The sequence below is a fragment of the Bradyrhizobium sp. LTSP885 genome, from assembly GCF_000938305.1.
GTDB lineage: Bacteria > Pseudomonadota > Alphaproteobacteria > Rhizobiales > Xanthobacteraceae > Bradyrhizobium.
Genome location: NZ_JYMT01000036.1, coordinates 221,114 through 247,674, shown reverse-complemented (window position 1 = coordinate 247,674; position 26,561 = coordinate 221,114). Strand labels below are relative to the sequence as shown.

Here is a 26,561-nt window from a genome sequence, read left to right as displayed (position 1 = left end):
GTGGATGACCAAGTGACAGGGAGAGGAGCATGCAACCGTTATCTTGACAAGAGCGCGAATTGCTAAGCATCCGCGGAAGGATCGACCGGCTTTCCGGACCTCCTCGAGAATCACCGTGACAGCGGCGTCGGGCGATGCTGTCCGGCCTCACACCGATTCGAATTCGTCTGCTGAGGCGGCCTCCGGCCTCTTGCCGTTGAAGGTGAGGCCGGCCTTGGTCGCGGAGATCTTCACTTGCGAGCCGTCGCGCACGTCGCCGGCGAGGATCATTTCGGCGAGCGGATCCTGAACGCTGCGTTGGATCACCCGCTTCAACGGACGGGCGCCATAGGCGGGATCCCAGCCCTTGTCGGCCAACCAATCCCGCGCCTTCGCGTCGAGCGACAGTTCGATCTTGCGATCCTCCAGCAGTTTCTGCAAGCGCGTGAACTGGATCTCGACGATCCGGCCCATCTCGTTCTTCTGCAGCCGGTGGAACAGGATGATCTCGTCGACGCGGTTGAGGAACTCAGGACGGAAGTGGGCGCGCACCATGTTCATCACCGGATCGCGCACCGCGCTGGTGTTCTGGCCTTCCGGCTGGCTGACAAGATATTCCGCGCCGATGTTGGAGGTCATGATGATCAGCGTATTGCGGAAGTCGACGGTGCGGCCCTGGCCGTCGGTCAGGCGTCCGTCGTCGAGCACCTGCAGCAGGACGTTGAAGACGTCCGGGTGCGCCTTCTCGATCTCGTCGAACAGCACGACCTGATAGGGCCGCCGGCGCACCGCCTCGGTCAGCGAACCGCCCTCGTCGTAGCCGACATAGCCGGGAGGCGCGCCGATCAGCCGCGCCACCGAATGCTTCTCCATGTATTCGGACATATCCATGCGGATCATCGCGGTCTCGTCGTCGAACAGATATTCGGCCAGCGCTTTTGCCAATTCGGTCTTGCCGACGCCGGTCGGCCCCAGGAACATGAAGGAGCCGATCGGCCTGTTGGGGTCCTGCAGGCCGGCGCGTGCACGGCGCACCGCGGTCGACACTGCGCGGACGGCCGGCGCCTGGCCGACGACGCGCTTGCCGAGCATCTCCTCCATTTTCAGGAGCTTGTCCTTCTCGCCCTCGAGCATCCTGTCGACCGGCACACCGGTCCAGCGCGACACCACTTGTGCGATGTTGTCGGCGGTCACGGTTTCGCCGGTCGAGGAGGTCGCGCTGGCTTCGACCGCGGCAAGCTTCTTCTCGAGCTCGGGAATGCGGCCATAGGCGAGCTCGCCTGCCTTCTGGAATTCTCCCTTGCGTTGTGCATTGGCAAGCTCAGTGCGCAGCTGCTCGAGTTCGCCCTTCATCTTCTGCGCATCGGAGAGCTTGCCCTTTTCAGCCCGCCATTTCGACGTCATGTCCGCGGACTTCTTTTCGAGGTCGACAAGGTCCTTTTCGAGGGTCTCGAGCCGGCTCCTGGAGCCGCGATCGGTCTCCTTCTTGAGCGCTTCCTGCTCGATCTTGAGCCGGATGATCTCGCGGTCGAGCGAGTCGAGTTCTTCCGGCTTGGAGTCGACCTGCATCTTCAGCCGCGCCGCCGCCTCGTCCATCAGGTCGATCGCCTTGTCGGGCAGGAAGCGGTCGGTGATGTAGCGGTTCGACAGCGTGGCGGCCGCGACCAGCGCCGAGTCTGCGATGCGGACGCCGTGATGCTGCTCGTATTTGTCCTTGAGGCCGCGCAGGATCGAGATCGTATCCTCGACCGTCGGTTCCGACACGAACACCGGCTGGAAGCGCCGCGCCAGCGCGGCATCCTTTTCGACATGCTTGCGGTACTCGTCGAGCGTGGTCGCGCCGATGCAGTGCAGTTCGCCGCGGGCGAGCGCCGGCTTCAGGAGATTAGACGCGTCCATGGCGCCATCGGCCTTGCCGGCGCCGATCAGCGTGTGCATCTCGTCGATGAACAGGATGATGCCGCCTTCGGCTGATGTCACCTCCTGCAGCACCGCCTTGAGCCGTTCCTCAAACTCGCCGCGATACTTTGCGCCGGCAATCAGCGCGCCGAGGTCGAGCGCGAGCAGCGCCTTGTCCTGCAGGCTTTCCGGCACGTCGCCATTGATGATACGCAGCGCAAGCCCTTCGACGATCGCGGTCTTGCCGACGCCGGGCTCACCGATCAGCACGGGGTTGTTCTTGGTCCGGCGCGACAGCACCTGGATGGTGCGCCGGATTTCCTCGTCGCGACCGATCACGGGATCGAGCTTGCCGTCGCGTGCGGCTTGCGTGAGATCGCGGGAGTATTTCTTGAGCGCGTCATAGGCATTCTCGGCCGATGCGCTGTCGGCCGTGCGGCCCTTGCGCAGCGCGTTGATGGCCGCGTTCAGGTTCTGCGCGTTGACGCCGCCCTTGGCGAGCAGCTTGCCGGCCTCGCTGTCCTTGTCGGCTGCGAGCGCCTGCAGCAGGCGTTCGACGCTGACGAAGCTGTCGCCGGCCTTGTCCGCCGCCTGCTCCGCCGCGGTGAAGGCACGCGCGGTCTCAGGCGCAAGATAGATCTGTCCCGAGCCGGCGCCGCTGACCTTCGGCAGCTTCGCCAGCGCATCCTCGGTCGCCTTCAGGATCGCGCGCGAATTGCCGCCGGAGCGATCGATCAGGCCGCCGGCAAGACCTTCGCCGTCGTCGAGCAGAACTTTCAGGATGTGAAGCGGCGAGAATTGCTGATGCCCCTCCCGCATTGCGAGCGATTGAGCCGACTGGATGAAGCCCCGCAGGCGATCGGTGTATTTTTCTACGTTCATCGTGGCACCTCAAGGCAACACATGTTCGTCGAGGATCTTGCATGCCACGGCGTTCACGCCGGCGACAGATGGCAGAACGATGACAAACATCATGTGACGGTCAGACTATCGATAATACCGAACTCAACAATATCGCCAACAAGACGCCGATATGAAAATCGATGCGGCGGAACCAGATTGTGGCTTCGGCAGGGCTGCTCCGCGCAGCAGTGAGACCGGCGTCGCAGGCCGGGCGAATTCAGTCTGGTGTAAGGTCAAGGAGGTAGCGGTGACGCGCGCCGGTTGTTCGCTGGCGCGCCCGGGAACTTTTGTTCCGATTTGCCGTTCAACCCTTCCCAAGAGAAGAGGCTCCCTACAAATGACAATTCGTCTCCCTTCACCGGTGTCGCGTGCAACGATGGCAGCGGCGTTGATCAGCGCGGCCTGCGCGATATCAGTGCCCGCGGTCGCGCAGGACGCGGCTTGCGCGCCCGTCAACGCCGTCGAGACCGCGCCGCCGCCGCTGCCGACCTATGATCAGCCGCCGCTGCCTGGACCCGGCTATCTCTGGTCGCCGGGTAATTGGTCGTGGGACGAGGATCAGGGCGACTATTATTGGGTGCCGGGCACCTGGGTTCAGCCGCCGCGGGCCGGACTGTTGTGGACCCCAGGCTACTGGGGCGGGTTTGGCGGCGGCTATCTTTTCCATCCCGGCTATTGGGGTGAACGAGTCGGCTTCTATGGCGGCATCAATTACGGCTTCGGCTATGGCGGCGCGGGCTACGAGGGCGGGCGCTGGGACCACGGCAACTTCTTCTACAATCGCACCGTGAACAATTTGCAGGGCGCGCGGATCACCAACGTCTACGAGAAGAACGTCACCATCAATCAGACGGTCAACAACATCAGCTATAACGGCGGCAAGGGTGGCATCGAACTGCGGCCGACTGCTGGTGATCGGGCGATTGCCAAGGAGCAGCACTTCGCTCCCACGCCATTGCAGCGCAAGCAGGTCGAGGCGGCAAGCCAGGATCCGAGCCTGTTCAAGCGAACCAACAACGGCGTGCCGGCGATTGGCGCAACCGCGCGTCCCGGCGAGCTGAAGGGGCCGGGCGTGGTCCGCGCGCGGCCGGCCGTCGAGGTCTTGCCTGCGAATGGCGCAAGGCCGGTCGAGGAGCTGAAGCGGTCGGGGCCCGCACCTGCGGAGCAGTCCCACGCACTCCCGGTCCCGGGGAAGGAGCTTCCTGCGCCTGCTCAACCGAACAGACCCGCCATCGAGGAGAAGCGTGCGGCGCCTGCTCCCGAGACGAGGATTGAGCCGAGGCCGGCAGCCGAGCCGGCGCGGCCAGCCGTCCAGGAGAACAGGCCGGCGGTGGAAGAGAAGAGGCCTGCAGAGGTGCGTAGGGAGGAGCTGACGGCGCGGCCTGAGCCTGCGGCCAGGCCCGAAGCGCGACCCGAGCCCGCGGCACGGCCCGAAGCGCGGCCGGAGCAGATCGCCCGGCCCGAAGTGCGGCCCGCTGCGCCGGCGCCGAAAGTTCAGGCGGCTCCTCCGCGTCCGCCGGCTGGTCATCCGGCTGAAGAGAAGCGGCCCGAGCAACGCTAGCGTGATATCCGCGCTCCGCCGGCTTCCGGCGGGGCGCGGCATTTTCCGAACGGCCTGTTCGCAGGAGATCATCCACAGGAGGTTAGTGATGGCACAAAGTCACGGCGGCGACGGACAACTCGACGACGGAAAGCCGCGCTTGAGCGAAGACGACATGCAGCGAGCCTTGCTCGGTCCGAGAGGCGTGCCGGGCAAGCCGGACACCGCCAAAATGACGCCGCAGCAGGAAAAGAACATGCCGAAAAATCTGGACCCCGGACATACGGCATAGTGCGACCCGCGACGCGGGTGCTGGCAGTTGATGGGCAAAGCCGTGAGCGGTCTTGCAAATCGTCTGGTTTTGCGCCCTCATGATTTCGCGCGAACTCATTGTCTTGCGGGGTAGATCGTGAGAAATCCGTACGAGGTTCTCGGCGTTGACCCGACGACGTCGTCAGCCGAGATCCAGAAAGCCTACCGGAAGCTGGCGAAGAAGCTGCATCCGGATCTCAATCCCGGCGACAAGGCGGCCGAAGAGAAGTTCAAGGAAGTCGCCGGCGCGTATGATTTGCTCAGCGATGCCGACAAGCGCAAGCGCTTCGACGCCGGCGAGATCGATGCGAGTGGTGCCGAGCGACCGCAGCAGCATTTCTATCGGGATTTTGCCACGTCGGATGAAGGCCATCCCTATGCCGACAGTTCCGGCTACGCCGACTACATGGATTCGGACGATGCATTCGCCGAGCTGCTGAGGCGGAGCGAGCAGGCGCGCGCGAACCGGCGTGGACGCGATCTGCATTACAGCCTGGCGATCGATTTTGCCGAATCGATCACCGGTGCAGGCAAGCGTCTGACATTGCCCGACGGCGGCACGCTCGATGTGACAATCCCGCCGGGCCTCGTCGACGGGCAGATGATCCGTCTGCGCGGCAAGGGCGCACCCGGCACCGGCAAGGGCGGCGCCGGCGACGCGCTGATCGAGGTCGAGGTCCGCCCCGATCCGCGCTTCACCCGCGAGGGTGACGACATCGCGCTCGAATTGCCGATCTCGTTGTCCGAAGCGGTGCTCGGCGGAAAAATTCGCGTTCCGACGCCGACCGGCGATGTGACCATGACGGTCCCGAAGGGATCGAACACCGGCACGACGATGCGGCTGAGAGGCAAGGGTGCGCCCCGTCACGGCGGCGGCCATGGGGACGAATTCGTCAAGCTCAAGGTGGTCTTGCCCAAAGGGGCGGATCCCGAACTCGAGGCGTTCGTTTCGAACTGGGGTGGAAAAGGATTCAACCCGCGCGAGGATGGCGCATCATGATCTTGACCAAGCAGCAATTCCTTTCAAATGCGGGTCTCGAGGTGCACACCCTGGAGGTCTGGATCGAGCAGCAGTGGCTCATTCCGGATCGGACCTCTGAAGAAGTGACCTTTTCCGACACCGACGTGGCGCGGGCCCATCTGATCCGGGACCTGAAAAGAGATTTCGGGGTCAACGACGAGGGCGTCGACGTTATCCTGCATCTCGTCGATCAGCTTCATGGCCTGCGCCGCGCATTCGAGCAATTGCACGATGACATCAAGCGACCCGCCGGCGAATAACGAGGCTCAACGATCCGGGAGACGATCATGGTCGAAAAGGCGATGCCGCTTGCACATGGCGAAATCGATGTTCTCATTCTGCAGGCCCTGGTGCGCAAGCTTGTTGCGAAGGGCGTACTCACGCCGGACGACGTCCGGGCACTGCTGTTTGAAGCAGCAAAAGGTCTCGATCCGGTTGGTGGCGAGCTGACGTCGGAAGCAGCCCAGATCATCGTGCAGGAAGACCTGGCGCCGGCATTTCTTGGTGGTTGATGCCGACCTCAGCGGTTGGCGGTGAGCTGCTGCCGGTAATGCTCGGCATCCCAGTTCAGCAGCGCCTGCTCGCTGACTTGCGACAGATAGATGATGTCGGCGGCGAGCGGAATGCGGCCGGTCACCAAAGCAAGGCAGCTCAACATGGCTTCGGCACCGGCGCTGACACCGTTGCGGATCACGGCGCCTGTGCCGGGTACCAGATACGCGACCGGTGGCGGCAAGCCGCCGGCCGTGATGCGTGCGGTTTCGGCCGCCAGATTTGCATTTTCAGTCAAGACCGGCATCGCGGGGCCGAGAAAGACAACGTGATCCGGATAGAGCGAACCCCGTGTTGCGATCGAGAAGCTGTGCGGGTCGGTGGCAGTGCTATGGCTGAGCGGATCGTTGGGTAAGCGATAGTCAGTACCAGCGCAGGTTCGCTGAAGCGCATCCTGATCCGCGATGGCAGCATTGCGCGGCGCCAACGCCAGGCGCCTCTCCACGTCGGCGACCAGTGCTTCCGCCTCGGCACAGGTCGCAGCACCGACGACGAGGCCGTGATTGCCGAGGATCAGCACGTCGAAATTACCTTGCGCGATCGCCTTGTGCACGGCCTGCGCCAGCGGCAGGCCCGGATGATGATAGCCGAGGCGGCACCACGACAATCCCTGTAATCTCGCGGCGAATTCCTCGCCGGCGTCGGTTCGCACCGCCCATGCGATGGTGTTGACCGAGTGGACGTGCAGCACGACGGGGTGCGGCATCAGCGCATGCAGCGCGGTCTCGATCGAGGCGCGCAGCGTCGTCTGCGCTCCTGGCGCCAGCGGCGCCCGTTCGTCGCCCGCGGCCAGCGCCGCACGCGCCGCAGCCAGCGCGACCGGCACGAAGATGTTCTTCTCCTCGGCATCGGCTAGCCAGGTGCCGGACGCCTTCACCCACAGCACGTCGCCGTCCTTGACCGATGAATTGCCGCCGGCGCCTTGCACCAGCAGGATGTTCCGGCCGACGCGCGCCGACATGCGGCGAAGTTCGTTCAGGATCTGGGGCTGTTGCATCGCCGTTTTTCTCACCAGGCCAGATGTTGCATCGTCCAGTGTGGCATCCGCGGCTCCGCGCCGGCTGCATCTCCGGTCGCGTTTCGCGCGTCGTCCGATTGCGCCAGGGTCTCGCGGTGGACACCCGAACCGATCAGCAGGGTCAACATCCCTGCGGCGCGCCCGCCGGCGATATCGTGATCGAGGGAGTCGCCGATGACAAGGACCCGTTCCGGTCGCGGGCGCTCCAATCGTTCGAGCGCGGCCGCAAACATCGGCGCATGTGGCTTGCCGACGAACATCACGGTGCCGCCGAGCTGTCGATAGAAGGCCGCGAGCGCGCCCGGCGCGGGCACCAGTCCGGTGACGCCGAACATGACGAGATCGGGATTGGCGCACAGCATCGGCAGCTTGCGCGCGGCGGCCTCTGTCAAACAGTCGCGCCATTGCTCGGGATCGGCGGCGCTGTCGTCCAGCCCGGCCAGCAAGACGAAATCGGCGTCGCTGACATCGGCAACGACCGCAAGGTCTAATCCATCGACGATCGAGCGGTCGCTGTCGCGCGAGATCAGGAAGCAGGCGCTGCCGAGGCCCGCGAAGGGGCCGTGCTCGCGCGCCTGCAGGCCGCGCCAGGTGACTTCGCCCGACGACAGCACACCGTCGTAGATGTCAGGCGACAGGCCGAGCGCGGCGAGGCGGCGCTGATTGCTGTCGGCGCGCTTGCCGGAGTTGGAGAGGATCAGGATGCGCTTGCCGGCTGCGTGCAGTTGCGCCACGCAGTCATGGGCTGCGGGAAACACCGCCATGCCTTCGTGCAGCGTGCCCCATTGGTCGAGCAGCACATGATCGAAGCGGTCGGCGATGGCGCGAAGGCCTGATATCGCGGTGGCAGCGGCCTTCATGGTGGAGCGCCATTCAGGGCAAGCAGCGCGGCGCCGTAGCTTGCTTCGGTCTGTTCGGCGACGGTGACAGGGACGCCGAGAGTGCGGTGCCTGATCCTGGTCCATGCCTCGTTCTTCGCGCCGCCGCCGATCCCGATGACGCGACGCAAGCGTGGTGCGCCGAGCCCTGCCAATTGACGGTAGGCGAGCGCTTCGACCGAGGCGATGCCCTCGAGCAGGCCCTGGAAGAAGCGGTGATCTTCTGCCGGACGCGGCGTAATCCGTGCGGCGAGCGCCGGATCGGCGATCGGGAAGCGTTCGCCGGGCTTGGGCAGTGGATAATAGTCGAGCCCGGTCGGCTGATCCGGCTCGACCTGCGGTGTCAGTCGCTCCATCTCGTCGGCGGTGAAATGCATCAACAGCGCGGCGCCGCCGGAGTTGGAGGCGCCGCCGGCCAACCAGCGATCGCCGAGCCGATGTGAATAGACGCCCTGATCGGCCGCGAAGATCGGCTGCGTCGCGAGCTGCTTCACCACCAGCGTGGTGCCAAGCGAGGTGACGGCATCTCCCGGCTGGTCGGCGCGGGTTGCGATGAAGGCGGCGACGCCATCGGTGGTGCCTGCGGCGATTTGCGCGGATGGCGGCAGACCGAGCGTCCGCGCGAGTGCCGGGTCGATCTCGGCGAAGGGCGTTCCCGGCACCAGCACCTGCGGAAGCAAATCGCGCCGAACGCCGAGCTGGTCGAGCCAGGCCGGCCAGCTGCGCGCGACCGGGTCGTAGCCGAGCTTCAACGCATTGTTCTCGTCACTGATGCCGTAACGGCCCGCGAGCCGGCCGGCGATCCAATCCGCCTGGTGAACCGCGTGGCTGATGTCGCCGCTGCTGCCGTGGTCCAGCAGATAGAGCAGCTTGGCGAGCGCGCTGCTCGCGCCATGCGCGCCGCTTTCGGCCGGGGCGATCGCGGCGACGCGTGCGGCCTGATGCGTCGCGCGGGCATCGTTGTACATCAGCCCCGGCGTGCAGGGGCGGCCGGCTGCATCGGTCAGCAGCAGCGTTCCCGATGTGCCATCGACGACGATGCGTGTGATCTCGCCGAGATCGACGGTCTTGCCGAGCTTGCCAATCGTGTCGACCGTCGCCTGCCACCAAAGCTCCGGCGTCTGGTCGATAGCATTGCCGTCGACGCGCGGTGCGGGCAGTGCGGTCGACGCGAAGCCGCGAATGCCGGCCTGCGCATCGATGGTGCAGGCGCGGACTCCTCCAGTTCCGACATCGATGCCGAGGAACAAGCCTCCCATGTGACTCCACCGTGATCTGGTGCCCGCACTCCGCCGCTTCGGGAGCGTTCGGTTGCGCTGCAGCACGTTTAGGGGGTTGACGCCCCGCCCGGCCTCTGCAATTTTTTGCAGGCCGTGAAGAAATTTGCAAGTGGGACTTTTCCAGGAATGGCTCCCCCGACCGACAGGCCGCCGGTGATCGATGGCGAAGCGTCGCTCGCGACGCGCGCGGCGTGGCTGTATTTCGCGGCGGGGTTGACCCAGTCGGAGGTCGCCGATCGCCTCAACATCCAGAGCACCAAGGCACACCGGCTGATCGCGCGCGCCAGCCGCGAGGGCATGATCCGCGTGTTCGTCGAGGGGCCGGTTGCCGAATGCGTCGCGCTGGAGAACGAACTCGTGCGGCGCTTTGGCCTGTCATTCTGCCGCGTCGCGCCGGATCTGGGCGAAGGCGAGTTGCCGTTGAAGGCACTGGCGCTGGAAGGCGCGAGTTTCCTCCGACAGACCCTGGAGCGCGGCGACGACAAGGTGATCGGCGTCGGCCACGGCCGCACGCTTGCGGCTGTCGTCGAGCAGATGCCGCAGACGCCGGCGCGCGATGTGCAATTCGTGTCGCTGCTCGGCGGCCTGACCCGGAAATTCGCCGCCAATCCGTTCGACGTGATCCATCGGCTGGCGGAGCGCACCGGCGCGGAGGCCTATCTGCTGCCGGTGCCGGTGTTCGCCAATTCGGTCGCCGACCGCGCCGTGCTGATGCAGCAATTCGGTATTGCCGAGGTGTTCGCGCTGGCCCGCAAGGCCTCGCTGCTGTTCGTCGGCATCGGCCAGATCAGCCGCGAGGGCTTCCTGGTGTCGAGCGGCATGATCAAGCCCGATGAAGTGACCGAGCTGAAGCGCGTCGGTGCCTGCGCCGACCTGCTCGGACATTTCTTCAGTGCCGACGGAGCGGTGCTGGACACCGATCTCTCGGCGCGTGCGACCTCGATGAGCGTGCCCGATCTCAGGAAGCATCGCATCGTCGCGATCGCCGGCGGCACGGCCAAGGTGACGGCACTGCGCGGCGTGCTGCGCAGCGGCGTGCTGCATGGTTTCATCACCGACGAAGTGACCGCGAAAGCACTCGCCACCGACAAGCCGGAGACCACATCCGGCAGGACGAGAAGCAAGACCCGGAAGGAAACGTAACAAGCGTCAACAAGGAGAGGAAATACATGTTCGATCGCGAGAAGAATCTGTTCGACTCCTACGCCGCCAAACGCATCAGCCGCCGCGACCTGCTCGACGGTGCCGCCAAGCTCGGCATTGCGGGCATCGCCGCGAACGCCGCCTTCGCGTCGTCGACGTCGAAGGCGATGGCCGCGGACTTCAACTGGAAGGCGCAGAGTGGCAAGTCCATCAAGCTGCTGCTGAACAAGCATCCCTATGTCGATGCGATGATCGGCGATATCGAGGCATTCAAGGCCCTGACCGGCATGAACATCACCTACGATATTTTCCCGGAAGACGTCTATTTCGACAAGGTGACCGCGGCGCTGTCGTCGAAGTCGGATCAGTACGACGCCTTCATGACCGGCGCCTACATGACCTGGACCTACGGTCCGGCCGGCTGGATCGAGGACCTCAACACCTACATCAAGGATCCGGCGAAGACCAATCCGGCCTTCGCCTGGGACGACGTGCTGCCGGGCCTGCGCGCCTCGACGGCATGGGACGGCGTCGCCGGCTCCGAGCTCGGCTCCGGCAAGGCCAAGCAGTGGTGCATTCCTTGGGGCTATGAGCTCAACAACATCACCTACAACCGCAACATCTTCGACAAGGTCGGCGTCAAGCCGCCGCGGAATCTCGACGAGATGCTCGAGGTCTCGGCCAAGATCACCAAGGACGCCGGCGGTCCCTACGGCATCGGCGTGCGCGGCTCGCGCTCCTGGGCGAGCATCCATCCCGGTTTCCTGTCGGCCTATTCGAACTTCGGCCAGAAGGACTTTGTGATGGAGGGCGGCAAGCTGAAGGCCGCGATGAACACCAAGGCGTCGAAGGATTTCCACGAGAAGTGGGTCAAGATGATCCAGGGCTCCGGCCCGAAGAACTGGTCGACCTATACCTGGTACCAGGTCGGCACCGACGTCGGCGCCGGCGCCTCCGGCATGATCTTCGACGCCGACATCCTCGGCTACTTCATGAATGGCGGCGACAACAAGGAGCAGGGGCATCTCGGCTACGCGCCGTTTGCCGCCAACCCGGCCGCCAAGGCGCCGACCCCGAATGTCTGGATCTGGTCGCTCGCGATGTCGACCTTCTCCAAGCAGAAGGACGCGGCGTGGCTGTTCATGCAGTGGGCGGCGTCGACCGAGCACGATCTGTTCGGCGCCCGCAAGATGGACTTCGTCAACCCGGTGCGGGCCTCGGTGTGGAAGGACAGCGAGTTCCGCGACCGCATCGCGAAGTCGTATCCCGGCTATCTCGAGCAGCATGACGTCTCGGCGCCCGGTGCCAAAATCTACTTCACCGCGCAGCCGCTGTTCTTCGACCTGACGACCGAATGGGCCGCCTCGCTGCAGAAGATGGTGGCGAAGGAGGTCACCGTCGACGAAGGGCTCGACAAGCTCGCCGACAGCATCAACCGCCAGCTCAAACAGGCTGGTCTCGGCTGATCCATCCATCGCGTGGTGCCGATTCCTCCGCACCACGCCAACCCCGCCGGCTCGGACCCTGGCCCCATTCCGAGCCGGCGGCTTTGCCTCCCGCAAGCGATCCCTTATCGTCATGAGCATGGTCCAACTTCTTCAGACGAACGCGCAGGCCGCGCCGGCAAGACCAAAGCCGCGCGTCCGCTGGCTGCCCTATCTCCTGAGCCTGCCGGCGCTATTGATCTGCGTCGCGATCCTGGTGCCGTTCGTGACCGCGGCGATCTATTCGCTGCAGCGCTACCGGTTGAACCTGCCGTATCTGCGCGGCTTCATCGGCCTCGACAATTATATCGACTTCCTCTCGGATCCTGCGTTCTGGAACACGCTCCGCATCTCGATCACCTATACCGTGCTGACGGTCGTGCTCGAACTGCTGCTCGGCCTTGCGATCGCGCTGTTGCTGCGCCGGCCGACCCGATTCCACAACGCGGTGTCGATCATGCTGCTGTTGCCGCTGATGACCGCGCCGGCGATTGCGGCCCTGATGTGGAAGCTGATGACCAATCCGAGCTTCGGCATCCTGTCCTATCTGGTCAGCCTGTTCGGCGTCACCGATTTCAAATGGGCCTCGGATCCGTCGACGGCGCTGTTCACGGTCGTGCTGGTCGATATCTGGGTCTACACGCCGTTCATCATGATCCTGCTGCTCGCCGGGCTGCGCTCGCTGCCGCGCCAGCCATTCGAGGCGGCGGCCCTCGACGGCGTGCCGGCGACCTTCGTGTTCTTCCGCATCACGCTTCCGATGCTCACGCCCTACATCATCACCGCGTCGCTGTTTCGTCTGCTCGATTCGATCCAGCAATTCGACATCATCTACGCGATGACGCAAGGCGGCCCCGGCGACCGGCTGATGGTGTTCCAGGTGCAGGCCTATCTCGAATTCTTCCAGTACACCAATGTCGGCCGCTCGGCGGCGCTGCTGATGGTCCTCTGGCTCATCACCAACATCCTGTCGAACATCTTCATCAAGAACTGGCTTCGCCTGCGCGCGCGTGCGCACGGCCACGCGTGACGCCGGGAGGATTGTGATGGAACATTCCAGCCTTGCCGGCCTCATCTTCCGGGGCGTGGCGCTCACGCTCATCGTGCTGTTCTTCATGTTTCCGATCGTCTGGATCTTCATGATGTCGTTCCAGAACAACGACCAGATATTGCGGATTCCGCCGCGCATCTTGTTCGAGCCGACGCTGTCGAACTACAAGGCGCTGATCTCGGGCCAGTTGCACACCGCGGCGGGCAATCTGCAGATTACGTTCATGCGCAACCTCTTCAACAGCGTCGTGCTGTCGAGCGCAGCCGTGGCGCTCGCGTTGCTGCTCGGCGTGCCGGCGGCCTATGCCTTCGCCCGCTTCAAGTTTCGGCTCGGCGAGACAATTGCCTTCACGCTGCTGTCGTTCCGCTTCGCGCCGCCGCTGCTCGTGCTGCTGCCGCTGTCGCTCTACTATCAGGAGCTCGGTCTCAACGATACCTACTTCGGCATCGTCTGGGTCTACCAGCTGATCGCGCTGCCGCTGATCCTGTGGATCGTGCGCGGCTATTTCGAGGACATCAGTCCCGACATCGAGCACGCCTATCGGCTGGCCGGGCATTCCTGGTGGGAGGCGTTCACCCGCATCGCGGTGCCGCTGGCGGGACCGGGCATCGCCGCAGCCGGGTTGCTGTCGTTCATCTTCTGCTGGAACAATTTCGTCTTCGCCCTGATCCTGGCGTCGGCTGACAAGCAACCGGTGACGGTGGGCGCGCTCGCCTTCGTCACCGCCTCCGGCATCCAGTACGGCCAGATCGCCGCCGCGATCGTGCTGTCGGTGACGCCGACGCTGCTGCTGGCGCTCTACGCGCAGCGCTATCTGGTCGAGGGCCTGTCGCTCGGCGCGGTGAAAGGCTGATCCGATGGCGCGTCTCGATATCAATTCGGTCAGCAAGGCATTCGGCGCAACGCGACCGGCTGACGGCCTGTCACTGACGGTCGAGTCCGGCGAGATCGTCGCCGTGTTCGGTCCGTCCGGCAGCGGCAAGACCGTGTTGCTGCGCATGATCGCCGGCATGTTCGAGCCCGACGACGGCGACATCCAGGTCGGTGGCCGCTCGATCGTGGGTGCTGCGCCCGAGCGGCGCGGCATCGGCATGGCGTTCCAGAACTTTGCGCTGTTTCCGCACATGACCGCGCGCGACAACATCGCAAGCGGCCTGCGGGCCAAGGCCGGCGAAGTCACGGCCCGCGTCGCCGCGATCAGCAAACTGCTCAAGATCGAGCACGTGCTCGGCCACACGCCGCGCGAATTGTCGAACGGACAGAAACAACGCACCGCGCTCGCCCGTGCGCTGATCGGCAATCCCGACGTGCTGCTGCTCGACGATCCCCTGCGCAACGTCGACGCCAAGCTGCGTTACGAGATGCGGCTGGAGTTGCCGAGCCTGCTGCGGCGCGGCTCGGCTGCCGTGCTCTATGTGACGCAGGACTATCGCGAGGCGATGGCGATCGCCGACCGGATTGCTGTGCTGATCGACGGCCGTTTCGCGCAGATTGGGACGCCGGACGACATCTACGCGCAGCCGGCCTCCGTTGCAGTCGCGCGGCTGTTCGGCGACCCCACCATCAATCTTGCCGAGGTCACACCCGTCGCCGAGCACGGCGCGCTGTCGGTTGTTGTCGCAGGTGCGAGGACGTGGCTCGGTTCGGGCGTCGGCGTCGCGCCCGATGGTCCGTGCTGGCTTGGCGTCCGGCCGGACGATCTTGTGATTTCGTCCACACCTGGCGACGACGCCATCCCCGCGCGCATCCTCGCGGTTACACCGATGTACGAGAAGGCAGTGCTGCTGCTCCGTCTCGCCGATGGAACGGAGTGGCTGGCGGCACTGCCGCACGACGCGCCACTGGGCGCTGCCGATGATGCCGTCTTCGTCCGCTTCGCGCCTGACGCTGCGATGCTGTTCGATCGCGCGACCGGGCTTTGGATCGGCCTGTCGCATCGCCGCCAGGCGGCATAGGGAGCGGATGGCCATGGACATGCTCGAACTCAGGGGCATCGACAAAGTCTACCACAGCCGTGGCAAGCCGCCGGTCCAGGCCGTGTGCGCGCTCGACATGGTGGTCGAGAAGGGCGAGATCGTGGCGCTGTTGGGCTCGTCGGGCTGCGGCAAGACCTCGACCTTGCGCATGATCGCAGGCTTCGAGGATGTCTCGGCCGGATCGATCGCGCTGCACGGGCGGCAGATCCACGAATTGCCGCCGGCGCGGCGGAAGGTGGCGATGGCCTTTGAAGGCTATTCGCTCTATCCGCCGCTGACGGTCCGCGAGAACATCGCGTTCGCGCTGAAATCCACACAATTGTCGCGAGCTGATGCTTCGCGCCGCGTCGACGAGATCGCCCGTCTGATTGAGATCGACGACATCCTCGACAGCTATCCTCGCGCGATTTCCGGCGGCCAGCAGCAGCGCGTCTCGCTGGCGCGGGCGCTGGTGCGCGATGCCGATCTCTATCTGCTCGACGAGCCGATGGGACAGCTCGAGCCGCAGCTGCGCGCCGTGCTGCGCGGGCGGATCAAGAGCCTGCTCGCCGAACGCGGCATGACGGCGATCTTCGTCACCCATGATCAGACCGAGGCGAGCGCGCTGGCCGATCGTATTGCGGTGATGGAGGGCGGCCTGCTGCAACAATTCGCCAGCGAAAAGGAGCTAAAGAACCGGCCCGCAAACCTGTTCGTCGCGAGCTTCATCGGCGAGCCACCGATGAACCTGCTCGACGCGGACGTTATCAGGTCGGATGGCGGCTTCCGCCTGTCGATCGGTTCAGGCATGACCTTCGATATCGGCGCGTCCGCGCTAAGCCGCGAGGCGGCGAGGACGCTTGGCGAGACGACCAAAGTACGGATCGGCATCCGGCCGCAGAAAGTCGCGGTCGGCACGGGGAATGTCCCGGTCAAGGTCGTTTCCAACCAATGGCTCGGCGATCAGTCGCATGTCGCCGGCGACTGCGGCGGCCGCATGCTGATTGCGGTGACGCAAGGCCGCGTCGCGGCGCGGCCGGGCGAGATGGTGCCGTTCGCGCTGGAGCCGCGTCATTTTCATCTCTTCGGGGTGGACGGGACCTGCATTCGACACGCGGAGGTGTCCTGACGATGGTCGCTTCCGTGAGCCGCGACGTCATCATCGGTATCGATGCCGGCACATCGCTGATCAAGGCGGTGGCGTTCACGCTGGCCGGCGAGCAGCTCGCCGATGTCTCGCTGCCGAATGCCTACAACACCCTGGGCGGCGGCCATGTCGAGCAGGACATGGCGCGGACCTGGCGCGATACCGTGGCGGTGATTCACGGACTCGCGAGCGCCGTACCTGAACTGTCTTCACGCGTGGCGGCGATCGCGGTGACCGGGCAGGGTGACGGTACCTGGTTGATCGATGACGATGGCCGGCCGGTTGGACCCGGGCTGCTCTGGCTCGACTCCCGCGCCGGCCCGCTGGTCGAGGAGATCCGTGCGAGCGAGCACAACGCGCCGCTCTATCGGCGCACAGGTTCGGGGCTCAGCGCCTGCCAGCGGGGGCCGCAACTGGCGTGGCTGCAGGCGCATGCGCCGGACACGATCGCAAGGGCTGCGACCGCCTTTCATTGCAAGGACTGGCTCTATTTCCTGCTCACCGGCGAGCGCGCGACCGATCCGTCGGAAGCGACCTTCACCTGCGGCGATTTCCGCAAGCGGAATTTTGACGCGGAAGCCGCGCGATTGATCGGCATCGCCGACCTAATGCGGCTGTTTCCACCAGTTGTCGACGGATCTGCGGTGACGCATCCGCTGACCGCGGCGGCCGCGATCGAGACGGGCCTGCCGGAGGGCGTTCCGGTCTGTCTCGGCTATGTGGACGTGCTCTGTAACGCGCTTGGTGCGGGTCTCTACGATCCGGCGCCCGATGTCGGCTGCACCATCCTCGGTTCGACCGGCATGCATATGCGTCTCGTCAGGAGCGCGGACGCGGTGACGCTGAACCCCGAAGCGACTGGCTATACGATGCCGTTCCCGGTCCCGGGGCACTATGCCCAGATGCAGTCGAATATGGCGGCGACGCTGAATATCGACTGGATGCTGGACCTGGCGCGCGATGTGCTGGCGGCCGAAGGTGTGACGCGCACGCGCGCGGATCTGATCCGCCGGCTCGACGATCAGGTGCTGGAGGCAAAACCTGGTGAGGTGCTGTTCCATCCGTTCATCTCGGATGCCGGGGAGCGCGGCCCGTTCGTCTCGCATGAGGCCAGCGCGCAATTCTTCGGCCTGCGCTCGCGCCATCGCTATGGAGACCTGATGCGCGGTGTCATCGAGGGGCTCGCCTTTGCCGCGCGCGATTGCTACGCCGCGATGGGCCCGCTGCCGCGTGATGTCAGGATCACGGGCGGTGCGTCGCGCAGCCGTGCGCTTGGCGCCATTCTCGGGGCCGCGCTGGACTGCAATATCCGCGTCTGCAGCCGCGCTGAGGCCGGCGCAGCGGGCGTTGCGATGATCGCGGCTGTTGCGATCGATGCCTATCCCGACATGACCGCGTGCGCGGAGCGCTGGGTCGCACCGCATCTCAGCGCCCCGCAGCCGCCTGACGCTGATCTGGCGAGGCGCTACGCCAGGATGTTCCCGACCTACCGTGATGCGAGGCTGGCGTCGCGGCCGGTCTGGAAGCAACTTGCCGCGCTGCGTGCCGGAGATGACCATGTCTAGATCCATTGCCATCATCGGCGACCGCTTCATGCTGCCGTCGATGTTCGCCGAACGCATCAATTCCGCCTGTGGCAATGGCGTCGATATCCGCACCCTGGAGCAGCCCTGGCCGGACGAGCCGATGGAGCACGGCTATGCCGGATCGAAGCTCGACGGGCTGAAGGAATTCATGGGACAGCCGGACGAGATCATCTCTTTCATCGGCGACGCCGGCTTGCTCGTCACCCATCTGGCGCCGATCTCGCGATCGATGCTGGAGCACCTGCCGAACCTGAAATTCATCGCGGTCTCGCGCGGCGGTCCCGTCAATATCGACCTGGAGGCCGCGCGTGATCACAACGTGCTGGTCGTCAACACGCCCGGCCGCAACGCCAGCGCGGTGGCGGAGTTCACCATCGGTGCCATCCTGGCCGAAACCCGCCTGATCCGCAGCGGTCATGAGGCGTTACGCGCCGGCGAGTGGCGCGGCGATCTCTATCGTGCCGACCGCACCGGACGCGAGCTTGGCGAGATGACCGTCGGCATCGTCGGCTACGGCGCCATCGGCAGCCGCGTCGTGAAGCTGCTCAAGGCATTCGGCTGCAGGATCCTGGTCGCCGATCCCTATGTCCAGATCAGCGCCCAGGATCGCAATGACGGCGTCGAGCACGTCGCGCTCGGCGAATTGCTCGCGCGCGCCGATGTCGTCACGCTGCACGCGCGGGTCACGCCCGAGACCACCGGATTCATCGGGCGGGATGCGCTGGCGCAGGTCAAGCAGGGTGCGCTCCTGATCAATACCGCGCGCGGTCCGCTGGTGGACTATGCGGCGCTTCACGATGCGCTGGCCTCGGGACATCTCGGCGGCGCCATGCTCGATACATTCGCCGTCGAGCCGGTGCCGGCGGACTGGCCGCTGTTGCAACTGCCCAACGTCACCCTGACGCCGCACATCGCGGGCGCCTCCGTGCGCACCGTCACCGTCGCCGCCGAGCAGGCGGCCGAAGAGGTTCGCCGCTTCCTGGCGGGCGAACCGCCACTCCATCCGTGCTGAAGAGGAAAGGCAGTCTGCATGACCCGTGACGAACGACAATTGCGCGAGGCAATCATCGCCAAGTGCCGATGGATGAACGCGTCGGGTCTCAATCAGGGCACATCGGGGAATATCTCCGCCCGCTACAAGGACCGGATGCTGATCACGCCGTCGGCGACGCCCTATGATGCGATGAAGCCCGAGATGATCGCGTCGATGCCGCTCGAAGGCGCCTATGGCGACTGGGACGGCCCGTTGCAGCCGTCCACCGAGTGGCGCTTCCATCTCGACATCATGCGCGCCCGGCCCGACGTCGGCGGCATCGTCCATACCCATTCCACCTATGCGACTGTGCTCGCGATCGCGCGCAAACCAATCCCCGCCTGCCACTACATGATCGCGGCGTTCGGCGGCGCCGATATCCGTTGCGCGGGCTATGCCCGCTACGGCACCAAGGAATTATCGGAGCACGCGATATCAGCGCTCGAGGGCCGCAACGGTTGCCTGCTCGCCAATCACGGCATGATTGCGCTCGGCGCCAATCTCGACAAGGCGATGTGGCTCGCGGTCGAACTCGAGACCATCGCACGGCAGTATTATCTCTCGCTCGCGCTCGACTCGCGGGTTGTCCTGTCCGACGAGGAGATCGCCGAGACGGCGCAAGGGTTCTCCAGCTACGGCCTGCAGACGCCGAAGCCGAGACCGAAGGCGCGCGCAACGGCGAAGGCGGCGCCACGCCGCGCCGAGAAGAAGCGTAGCAGCAAGCGATGAATGGCACTGCGCCGGCCGCAGGCAGGGATCACGGGCTGGTCGATATCGCCGTCATCGGCGGCGGCATCAACGGCGCCGGCATCGCGCGTGACGCCGCGGGCCGCGGGCTGAAGGTGCTGCTCTGCGAGAAGGATGATTTCGCCGAAGGCACCTCGTCGCGCTCGGGCAAGCTCATCCATGGCGGCCTGCGCTATCTCGAATATTACGAGTTTCGCCTGGTGCGCGAGGCGCTGATCGAGCGGGAAGTGCTGCTGGCCTCCGCGCCGCACATCATCTGGCCGATGCGTTTCGTGCTGCCGCATTCGCCGGAGCAGCGTCCGGCCTGGCTGGTCCGCACTGGCCTGTTCCTCTACGACCATCTCGGTGGCCGCAAGCGACTGCCGTCGAGCCGCAGCCTTGATCTGTCGCGCGCACCAGAGGGCGCGCCGTTGCGTCCCGAATTCCGCCGCGCCTTCGAATACTCCGACTGCTGGGTGGATGACGCGCGGTTGGTCATCCTCAATTTGATCGATGCCGCCGGCCACGGCGCCGTGATCCTGCCGCGCACCCGCGCCGTCGGCGCGCGCCGGGAGGGGGATCGGTGGCGGCTGGAGATGCGGCGCGGGGACGGCACCACTGAAGTCGTGCGTGCGCGTGCGCTGGTCAACGCAGCCGGGCCGTGGGTGCAGGACGTCGTGCAGGGGGTCGCCGGCCTGAACTCCGGGCACAATGTGCGGCTGGTCAAGGGCAGCCATTTGGTGGTCCCGAAATTCTGGAGCGGGCCGCAGGCCTATCTGCTGCAGAACGATGATCGCCGCGTCATCTTCGTCAATCCCTACGAGAACGATCTCGCTCTGATCGGCACCACCGACATTCCCTACGAGGGACGCGCCGACCAGGTCGCGATCGATCAATCCGAGACCGCCTACCTGTTGCAGGTGCTGCAGCGTTACTTCAAGAACGCGCCGCAACAATCCGACATCGTGCACGCCTTCTCGGGCTTGCGGCCGCTCTATGACGACAATGCCGAGAATCCGTCGGCGGTAACACGGGACTATGTGTTCGAGGTCGACGGCGCGACCGATATTGCGCCGCTGCTGTCGATCTTCGGCGGCAAGATCACCACCTATCGGCGGCTCGCCGAACACGCGCTGCAGCGCCTCGAACCGTGGTTTCCGAAGCTGTCGCCGGCATGGACATCCGGACAATCGCTGCCGGGCGGCGACATCGGTGACTTCGACTTATTCGCGGGCGAACTGGCCCGCGACTATCCCGATCTGCCGCGCGAGCTGGTGCAGCATTATGCGCGGCTCTACGGCACCCGGGGGCGCGCGCTGCTCGGGCCGGCCCGTAGCTGTGCCGATCTTGGACGCCATTTCGGCGGCCAGCTCTACGAGCGCGAGGTCGCCTATCTGCGGGAAACCGAATGGGCGACGACATCAGCGGATATTCTGGAGCGCCGAACCAAGCACGGCCTGCATCTGACGTCGGCGCAGCGCGATGCCTTCGAAAGTTACATTGCGGGCCATTAGAGCAACGGCAAGCCGTTCGCGGGTGCCGGAGCAATGTGTCACATAGCCTGATCTATTGCTCATCGTCTGAGCATATGATCTCATGGCGGGATGGACTCCCGGCTGCCCGAGACCGATCTCGTCATCTTCGACTGCGACGGCGTCCTCGTCGACAGCGAGGAGTTGAGCTGCCGCTGCCTGTCCGACGCGCTCGGGCAAATCGGCGTAGAGATGAGCACGGAGCAGGCGCTCAAACTGTTCCTCGGCCGCAGCACGGCGGCCGTGATGGAATATTGCCGATCCGCCGGACGGTCCGTACCCGAAAACTTCCTGACCGATCTGGCCGGACGGGTCCGCGAAACCTTCCGATCCCAGCTCAAGCCGATACAAGGCGTCGGAGCGGTGCTGGCGGAGTTGTCGTTGCCGCATTGCGTCGCGTCATCGAGCGACCTCGAGCGCGTCAGGTTTTCGCTGGAGTTGACCGGCCTTGCGGCGTATTTCGGGCAACGGCTCTACACCTCCCAGATGGTCAGGCGCGGCAAGCCGGCGCCGGATCTGTTTCTGCATGCGGCAGGCGAGATGGGATGCGAGCCGCGCCGGACGCTGGTGATCGAGGACAGCGTCAGCGGCGCGATGGCGGCGAAGGCGGCGGGTATGAAAGTGTGGGGATTTGTCGGTGGCGCCCACTATCGCGCGCGCGACGGCAATAGTCTGTTGCGGGAAGCCGGAGCGAGTCGGATATTCGCTTCGATGACGGAATTCTGGACGGAAAGCTGACGCACGATCATGGCGACGTCCGACAACGAAAAGTCCCGCCTCGACGATGCGGCGCGCGCCGGCTGGCTCTATTTCATCGCCGGCCACACCCAGGATGAAATCGCGAAAATGCTGCAGGTGTCGCGCGCCTCGGCGCAGCGCCTGGTGTCGCTCTGTCTCGCCGAGCGGCTGATCACCTTTCGTCTCGAGCATCCCATTGCGGCCTGCATGGAATTGGCCTCCAAGCTGAAGGATCGTTTCGACCTGGCGCATTGCGACGTGGTGCCGACCGATCCGTCGGCGCCGTTGTCGACTGCCGGGATCGCAGAGCGCTGCGCGAATGTTCTGGAGACGACGCTGCGTTCGGAAACGCCCGTCATTGTCGCGCTCGGCACCGGCCGCGCCGTGCGCGCCGCGGTCGAGCGCGTCTCGCCGATCGAGCGGCCCGATCACCAGATCGTCTCGCTGGTCGGCAACATCTCCGCCGACGGCTCGGCGAGCTTCTACGACACCGTAGGGCGGCTGGCCGACCGCACCGGCGCGCGGCATTATCCGATGCCGCTGCCGTTCCTGATGTCGAGCGAGGACGAACGCAATCGCATGGTCCGCATCGAGCCGATCGCGCGGGTGAAGGCGGTCGCGGCCAGGGCCGATCTCAGGCTGATCGGCATCGGCCAGATGGATCAGAAGGCGCAGATCCATGTCGACGGCTTCGTCACCCGCGAAGAGCTGCTGGAGATGATGCGGCTCGGCGCGGTCGGCGAGGTGACGGGCTGGGCCTATGACGCCAAGGGAAAGCTGATCAAGGGCGGCACCAACAAGCGGCTGACCAGCATTCCACCGCAGATTCCCGCCCAATCCGCCACGATTGCCGCAGCGGTCGGCACTGGCAAGGTGCCGGCCATCAAGGCCGCGCTGGCAGGCCGGGTCATCAACGGCCTGATCACCGACGAGGCCACCGCAAGGGCGATCCTCGATCGCTGAGCGCGCCGAGGGGGCCGTGCTTCCTTCGCACCTGCAATAACTCCCCTTCAAGCTGTGACGACGTCAACAATCGCGCGCCACGGTGCATTCGCGCGCTTGACAAAATTCGGCGGCAGGGTGAACATACGCTCAACACGTGGGCATATGCTCAACGTGGCTATGGGAGGTTACCTTGAAAAACGTCCTTTGCGCCGTTGCGGGCGCCGCTACTCTTTTGATATCCGCTCCCTCGCTTGCCCAGACCACGTTGACGATCGCGACCGTCAACAACAGCGACATGATCCGCATGCAGGGGCTCACCAGCGAATTCACCGCCAAGAACCCCGACATCACCGTGAAATGGGTGACGCTCGAGGAGAACGTGCTGCGTCAGCGCGTCACCACCGACATCGCCACCAAGGGCGGTCAGTTCGACGTGCTGACCATCGGCACCTATGAAGTGCCGATCTGGGCCAAGAAGAACTGGCTGGTGCCGCTCGACAAGCTCGGTGCCGATTATGACGTTGGCGACTTGCTGCCGAAGATCCGCGACGCCGTCTCGGTCGACGGCAAGCTCTACGCCGCGCCGTTCTATGGCGAGAGCTCGATGGTGATGTATCGCACCGATTTGTTCGACAAGGCCGGCCTGAAGATGCCGGACAGCCCGACCTGGGACTTCGTGGTCGATGCCGCCAAGAAGCTGACCGACAAGGCGGGCGGCACCTACGGCATCTGCCTGCGCGGCAAGGCCGGCTGGGGCGAGAACATGGCCTTCCTGACCGCGATGTCGAATTCGTTCGGCGCGCGCTGGTTTGACGAGAAGTGGGAGCCGCAGTTCAATTCGCCGGAATGGAAGAAGACGCTTGAGACCTATGTCGACCTGATGAAGCAGGCCGGCCCTCCCGGCGCCTCTTCGAATGGCTTCAACGAGAACCTCGCTTTGTTTAGCGCCGGCAAGTGCGCAATGTGGATCGATGCCACCGTGGCGGCGTCCATGGTGACCAACCCGAAGGATTCCAAGGTTGCCGACAAGGTCGGCTTCGCGCTGGCGCCCAACACCGGGCTCGGCAAGAACGCCAACTGGCTGTGGGCGTGGAGCCTCGCGGTCCCCGCCGGCTCGAAGAAGGTCGACGCGGCCCAAAAGTTCATCGCCTGGGCGACCAGCAAGGATTACTCCAAGCTCGTCGCGGACAAGGAAGGCTGGGCCTCCGCACCTCCCGGAACGCGCATCTCGCTCTACAAGAACCCCGACTATCTGAAGGTGGCACCGTTCGCCAAGATGACGCTGGCCTCGATCGATGCGGCTGATCCGAGCCACCCGACCGTGAAGCCGGTGCCTTATGTCGGCGTGCAATACGCGGCGATCCCTGAATTCCAGGGCATCGGCACCTCGGTGGGCCAGCAGTTCGCGGCAGCACTGTCCGGCAACACCTCCGTCGACGCCGCACTCGCGGCGGCGCAGACCTCGACCGAGCGGGAAATGAAGCGGGCGGGCTACATCAAGTAGCGCAAACGAAAAGCCAAGACGCAATGCGGACTAGCGCCTTGGCCTTCTGACCAGCTCAATCCTCCCGAGCTGGGCCACTCGCGACCATCCTGTCCCGCAACGGGATGGTCGCACTTTCCCAAAAGGAGGCGGAGATGGCGACCCGGCAGACCCAACTGCTCGCGCGAACACTGCTCACTCCTGCCGTGGCGCTGTTGTTCATCTGGATGATCGTGCCGCTCGCACTCACGATCTATTTCTCGACGCTGCGTTACAACCTGCTCGATCCCGGCTCCGAAGCGTTCGTCGGCCTCGAGAACTTCCGCTACTTCCTGACCGATCCGGCGTTCCTCGCCTCGCTGCAGAACACACTGGTGCTGGTCGGCTCGGTGCTCGCGATCACGATCCTGCTCGGCGTGCCGCTGGGCCTCTTGCTCAATCAACACGTGGTCGGGCTCGGCATTGTCAGGCTGATGGTGATCGCGCCGTTCTTCGTGATGCCGACTGTCAGCGCGCTGGTGTGGAAGAACCTGCTGATGCATCCGGTGTCGGGGCTGTTCGCCTGGATCGCCAAATTGTTCGGCGCGACCCCGATCGACTGGTTCACCGACGCGCCGCTGCTTGCGGTCATCCTGATCGTCTCCTGGCAATGGCTGCCGTTCGCCACCCTGATCCTGCTGACCGCCCTGCAGTCACTCGATGAGGAGCAGAAGGAGGCCGCCGAGATGGACGGGGCGAGGGCGATGTCGACCTTCATCTACATCACGCTGCCGCATCTGGCGCGCCCCATCACGGTCGTGATCCTGATCGAGACTATCTTCCTGCTGACGGTGTTCGCGGAGATCTTCGTCACCACCGGCGGCGGCCCCGGCCTGCAAACCACCAACATCGCCTTCCTGATCTACTCACAGGCATTGATCCAGTACGATATCGGCAGCGCTTCGGCGGGCGGCCTTGTTGCCGTGGTGATCGCCAACATCGTCGCCTTCTTCCTCGTTCGTATCGTCGGCCGGAATCTGGAGGCGTAACGTCATGGCACGAATGGTCACGACACAGAACAAGGTGATCTCGACGGCGGCGGCCTGGCTGGTCGGCTTCCTGATCTTCTTCCCGATCCTCTGGATGGTGCTGACGAGCTTCAAGACCGAACTTGATGCCTTCTCGATCCCGCCGTCGTTCCTGTTCTTTCACTGGACGACCGAAAATTACGTCACGGTGCAGGAGCGCAGCGACTATCTCCACCACGCGCTCAACTCGATCATCATTGCCGGCGGATCCACATTGATCGCGATGGTCATCGCGGTCCCGGCGGCGTGGTCGATGGCGTTCTCGCCGACCAAGCGGACCAAGGACATCCTGCTGTGGATGCTGTCGACCAAGATGATGCCGCCGGTCGGCGTGCTGGTGCCGATCTACCTGATCTACCGCAATTTTGGTCTGCTCGACACCCGCGCCGGGCTGGTCTTCATCCTGTGCCTCGGCAATCTGCCGATCGTGATCTGGATGCTGTTCACCTATTTCAAGGAGATCCCGAAGGACATCCTTGAAGCCGCGCGAATGGACGGTGCCACCATCGGACGCGAGCTGATCTATGTGCTGACGCCGATGGCGATACCGGGGCTCGCCTCGACCATGCTGCTCAATTTGATCCTGGCCTGGAACGAGGCATTCTGGACGCTGAATCTATCGACGCTCGATGCAGCGCCGCTCACCGTGTTCATCGCATCCTATTCGAGTCCGGAAGGGTTGTTCTGGGCCAAACTGTCCGCGGCGTCGACGCTCGCGATCGCGCCCATCCTCGTGCTCGGCTGGTTCAGTCAGCGGCAACTCGTCCGCGGTCTGACCTTCGGCGCGGTCAAGTAGCAGAAAGGCTTTTGCCATGGGTCAGATTACGCTGCAGGGTGTGCAAAAATCGTTCGGGCCGGTCCACATCATCAAGGGGGCCGACCTCGACATCGCCGACGGCTCCTTTGTCGTCTTCGTCGGACCGTCCGGCTGCGGCAAGACCACGCTCTTGCGGCTGATCGCGGGGCTGGAGGACGTCACGGGCGGCGCCATCCTGATCGACGGGCACAACGTGGTCAATGTGCCGCCGGCCAAGCGCGGGCTGTCGATGGTGTTCCAGTCCTACGCGCTCTATCCGCATATGAGCGTGCGCGGCAACATCGCTTTCGGCCTCAAGATGGCCGGCTTGCCGAAGGACGAGATCAATCGCAAGGTCGAGGGCGCCGCGTCAACGCTCAATCTGACGCCCTATCTCGATCGCAAGCCGCGCGAATTGTCCGGCGGCCAGCGGCAGCGTGTCGCGATTGGCCGCGCCATCGTGCGCGAGCCGAAGGCGTTCCTGTTCGACGAG

25 protein-coding genes are annotated in these 26,561 nt (G+C 64.8%); 21 read left to right on the top strand and 4 right to left on the bottom strand.

What is annotated here, in order from left to right; all coding sequences use genetic code 11:
- Positions 1 to 147: 147 nt before the first annotated feature.
- A complete protein-coding gene (gene clpB / locus UP09_RS23715) occupies positions 148 to 2,760 on the bottom strand; it encodes an ATP-dependent chaperone ClpB (RefSeq protein ID WP_044540696.1) in 2,613 nt (870 codons plus the stop codon).
- A gap of 358 nt (positions 2,761 to 3,118) precedes the next feature.
- On the opposite strand from clpB, the gene UP09_RS36415 reads away from it, so the two are divergent.
- The 5 genes from UP09_RS36415 to UP09_RS23690 all read left to right on the top strand — a co-directional run bounded on the left by UP09_RS36415 (position 3,119) and on the right by UP09_RS23690 (position 6,166).
- A complete protein-coding gene (locus tag UP09_RS36415) occupies positions 3,119 to 4,342 on the top strand; it encodes a YXWGXW repeat-containing protein (RefSeq protein WP_197082724.1) in 1,224 nt (407 codons plus the stop codon).
- 88 nt (positions 4,343 to 4,430) lie between these two features.
- Positions 4,431 to 4,613 carry a hypothetical protein gene (locus UP09_RS23705; RefSeq protein WP_044540737.1) on the top strand — a complete coding sequence of 61 codons (183 nt, stop codon included), beginning with the start codon at positions 4,431 to 4,433 and terminating at the stop codon, positions 4,611 to 4,613.
- A 117-nt stretch (positions 4,614 to 4,730) separates the two neighbouring features.
- Positions 4,731 to 5,633 carry a DnaJ C-terminal domain-containing protein gene (locus UP09_RS23700; protein WP_044540695.1) on the top strand — a complete coding sequence of 301 codons (903 nt, stop codon included), beginning with the start codon at positions 4,731 to 4,733 and terminating at the stop codon, positions 5,631 to 5,633.
- Between the two features lie 2 nt (positions 5,634 to 5,635).
- The gene (locus tag UP09_RS23695) at positions 5,636 to 5,914 is read left to right on the top strand and encodes a chaperone modulator CbpM (protein WP_044540736.1); all 279 of its coding nucleotides are present in this window, start codon (positions 5,636 to 5,638) and stop codon (positions 5,912 to 5,914) included.
- Between the two features lie 27 nt (positions 5,915 to 5,941).
- Positions 5,942 to 6,166 (top strand): hypothetical protein, encoded by a 225-nt coding sequence (locus UP09_RS23690; protein ID WP_044540694.1) that lies wholly within the window; start codon positions 5,942 to 5,944, stop codon positions 6,164 to 6,166.
- A gap of 8 nt (positions 6,167 to 6,174) precedes the next feature.
- On the opposite strand, the gene UP09_RS23685 is transcribed toward UP09_RS23690, so the two are convergent.
- The 3 genes from UP09_RS23685 to UP09_RS23675 are packed head-to-tail and all read right to left on the bottom strand — an operon-like array spanning position 6,175 to position 9,361.
- Positions 6,175 to 7,203, bottom strand: coding sequence for a class II aldolase/adducin family protein (locus tag UP09_RS23685; RefSeq protein ID WP_044540693.1), 1,029 nt, complete (start codon positions 7,201 to 7,203; stop codon positions 6,175 to 6,177).
- An 11-nt stretch (positions 7,204 to 7,214) separates the two neighbouring features.
- A complete protein-coding gene (locus UP09_RS23680) occupies positions 7,215 to 8,084 on the bottom strand; it encodes a TIGR01459 family HAD-type hydrolase (RefSeq protein ID WP_044540692.1) in 870 nt (289 codons plus the stop codon).
- Positions 8,081 to 9,361 (bottom strand): FGGY-family carbohydrate kinase, encoded by a 1,281-nt coding sequence (locus tag UP09_RS23675; protein ID WP_044540691.1) that lies wholly within the window; start codon positions 9,359 to 9,361, stop codon positions 8,081 to 8,083. The genes UP09_RS23680 and UP09_RS23675 overlap by 4 nt, the downstream gene beginning before the upstream one ends.
- Before the next feature lie 147 nt (positions 9,362 to 9,508).
- Between UP09_RS23675 and UP09_RS23670 the strand changes: the two genes are divergently transcribed.
- The 16 genes from UP09_RS23670 to UP09_RS38615 all read left to right on the top strand — a co-directional run.
- Positions 9,509 to 10,525 carry a sugar-binding transcriptional regulator gene (locus tag UP09_RS23670; RefSeq protein WP_044540690.1) on the top strand — a complete coding sequence of 339 codons (1,017 nt, stop codon included), beginning with the start codon at positions 9,509 to 9,511 and terminating at the stop codon, positions 10,523 to 10,525.
- 26 nt (positions 10,526 to 10,551) lie between these two features.
- Positions 10,552 to 11,991 carry an extracellular solute-binding protein gene (locus UP09_RS23665; RefSeq protein ID WP_044540689.1) on the top strand — a complete coding sequence of 480 codons (1,440 nt, stop codon included), beginning with the start codon at positions 10,552 to 10,554 and terminating at the stop codon, positions 11,989 to 11,991.
- 118 nt (positions 11,992 to 12,109) lie between these two features.
- Positions 12,110 to 13,039, top strand: a complete 930-nt coding sequence (locus UP09_RS23660) for a carbohydrate ABC transporter permease (protein ID WP_197082729.1) — start codon at positions 12,110 to 12,112, stop codon at positions 13,037 to 13,039.
- 16 nt (positions 13,040 to 13,055) lie between these two features.
- Positions 13,056 to 13,913, top strand: coding sequence for a carbohydrate ABC transporter permease (locus tag UP09_RS23655; RefSeq protein WP_044540687.1), 858 nt, complete (start codon positions 13,056 to 13,058; stop codon positions 13,911 to 13,913).
- Between the two features lie 4 nt (positions 13,914 to 13,917).
- Positions 13,918 to 15,015: an ABC transporter ATP-binding protein gene (locus UP09_RS23650; protein WP_044540686.1), complete on the top strand. Its 1,098-nt coding sequence runs from the start codon at positions 13,918 to 13,920 to the stop codon at positions 15,013 to 15,015.
- Between the two features lie 13 nt (positions 15,016 to 15,028).
- A complete protein-coding gene (locus UP09_RS23645; protein WP_502689073.1) occupies positions 15,029 to 16,144 on the top strand; it encodes an ABC transporter ATP-binding protein in 1,116 nt (371 codons plus the stop codon).
- A gap of 2 nt (positions 16,145 to 16,146) precedes the next feature.
- On the top strand, positions 16,147 to 17,727 hold the full coding sequence (locus UP09_RS23640) for an FGGY-family carbohydrate kinase (protein ID WP_044540685.1): 1,581 nt from the start codon (positions 16,147 to 16,149) through the stop codon (positions 17,725 to 17,727).
- Positions 17,720 to 18,760 (top strand): 2-hydroxyacid dehydrogenase, encoded by a 1,041-nt coding sequence (locus UP09_RS23635; RefSeq protein WP_044540734.1) that lies wholly within the window; start codon positions 17,720 to 17,722, stop codon positions 18,758 to 18,760. Before UP09_RS23640 ends, UP09_RS23635 begins: the two co-directional genes overlap by 8 nt.
- Positions 18,761 to 18,778: 18 nt before the next feature.
- Positions 18,779 to 19,510, top strand: a complete 732-nt coding sequence (locus UP09_RS23630; protein ID WP_044540683.1) for a class II aldolase/adducin family protein — start codon at positions 18,779 to 18,781, stop codon at positions 19,508 to 19,510.
- Positions 19,507 to 21,021, top strand: a complete 1,515-nt coding sequence (locus UP09_RS23625) for a glycerol-3-phosphate dehydrogenase (RefSeq protein ID WP_044540682.1) — start codon at positions 19,507 to 19,509, stop codon at positions 21,019 to 21,021. The genes UP09_RS23630 and UP09_RS23625 overlap by 4 nt, the downstream gene beginning before the upstream one ends.
- Positions 21,022 to 21,111: 90 nt before the next feature.
- Complete coding sequence (locus UP09_RS23620; protein WP_044540681.1) at positions 21,112 to 21,777, top strand: HAD family hydrolase; 666 nt, start codon at positions 21,112 to 21,114, stop codon at positions 21,775 to 21,777.
- A gap of 9 nt (positions 21,778 to 21,786) precedes the next feature.
- Positions 21,787 to 22,740 carry a sugar-binding transcriptional regulator gene (locus UP09_RS23615; RefSeq protein WP_044540680.1) on the top strand — a complete coding sequence of 318 codons (954 nt, stop codon included), beginning with the start codon at positions 21,787 to 21,789 and terminating at the stop codon, positions 22,738 to 22,740.
- Positions 22,741 to 22,912: 172 nt separating this feature from the next.
- Complete coding sequence (locus tag UP09_RS23610; RefSeq protein WP_044540679.1) at positions 22,913 to 24,226, top strand: ABC transporter substrate-binding protein; 1,314 nt, start codon at positions 22,913 to 22,915, stop codon at positions 24,224 to 24,226.
- A gap of 134 nt (positions 24,227 to 24,360) precedes the next feature.
- The gene (locus UP09_RS23605) at positions 24,361 to 25,233 is read left to right on the top strand and encodes a carbohydrate ABC transporter permease (RefSeq protein ID WP_044540733.1); all 873 of its coding nucleotides are present in this window, start codon (positions 24,361 to 24,363) and stop codon (positions 25,231 to 25,233) included.
- A 4-nt stretch (positions 25,234 to 25,237) separates the two neighbouring features.
- The gene (locus UP09_RS23600) at positions 25,238 to 26,068 is read left to right on the top strand and encodes a carbohydrate ABC transporter permease (RefSeq protein WP_044540678.1); all 831 of its coding nucleotides are present in this window, start codon (positions 25,238 to 25,240) and stop codon (positions 26,066 to 26,068) included.
- 16 nt (positions 26,069 to 26,084) lie between these two features.
- A partial coding sequence (locus UP09_RS38615; protein ID WP_044540677.1) for an ABC transporter ATP-binding protein occupies positions 26,085 to 26,561 on the top strand: 477 nt, incomplete at its 3' end.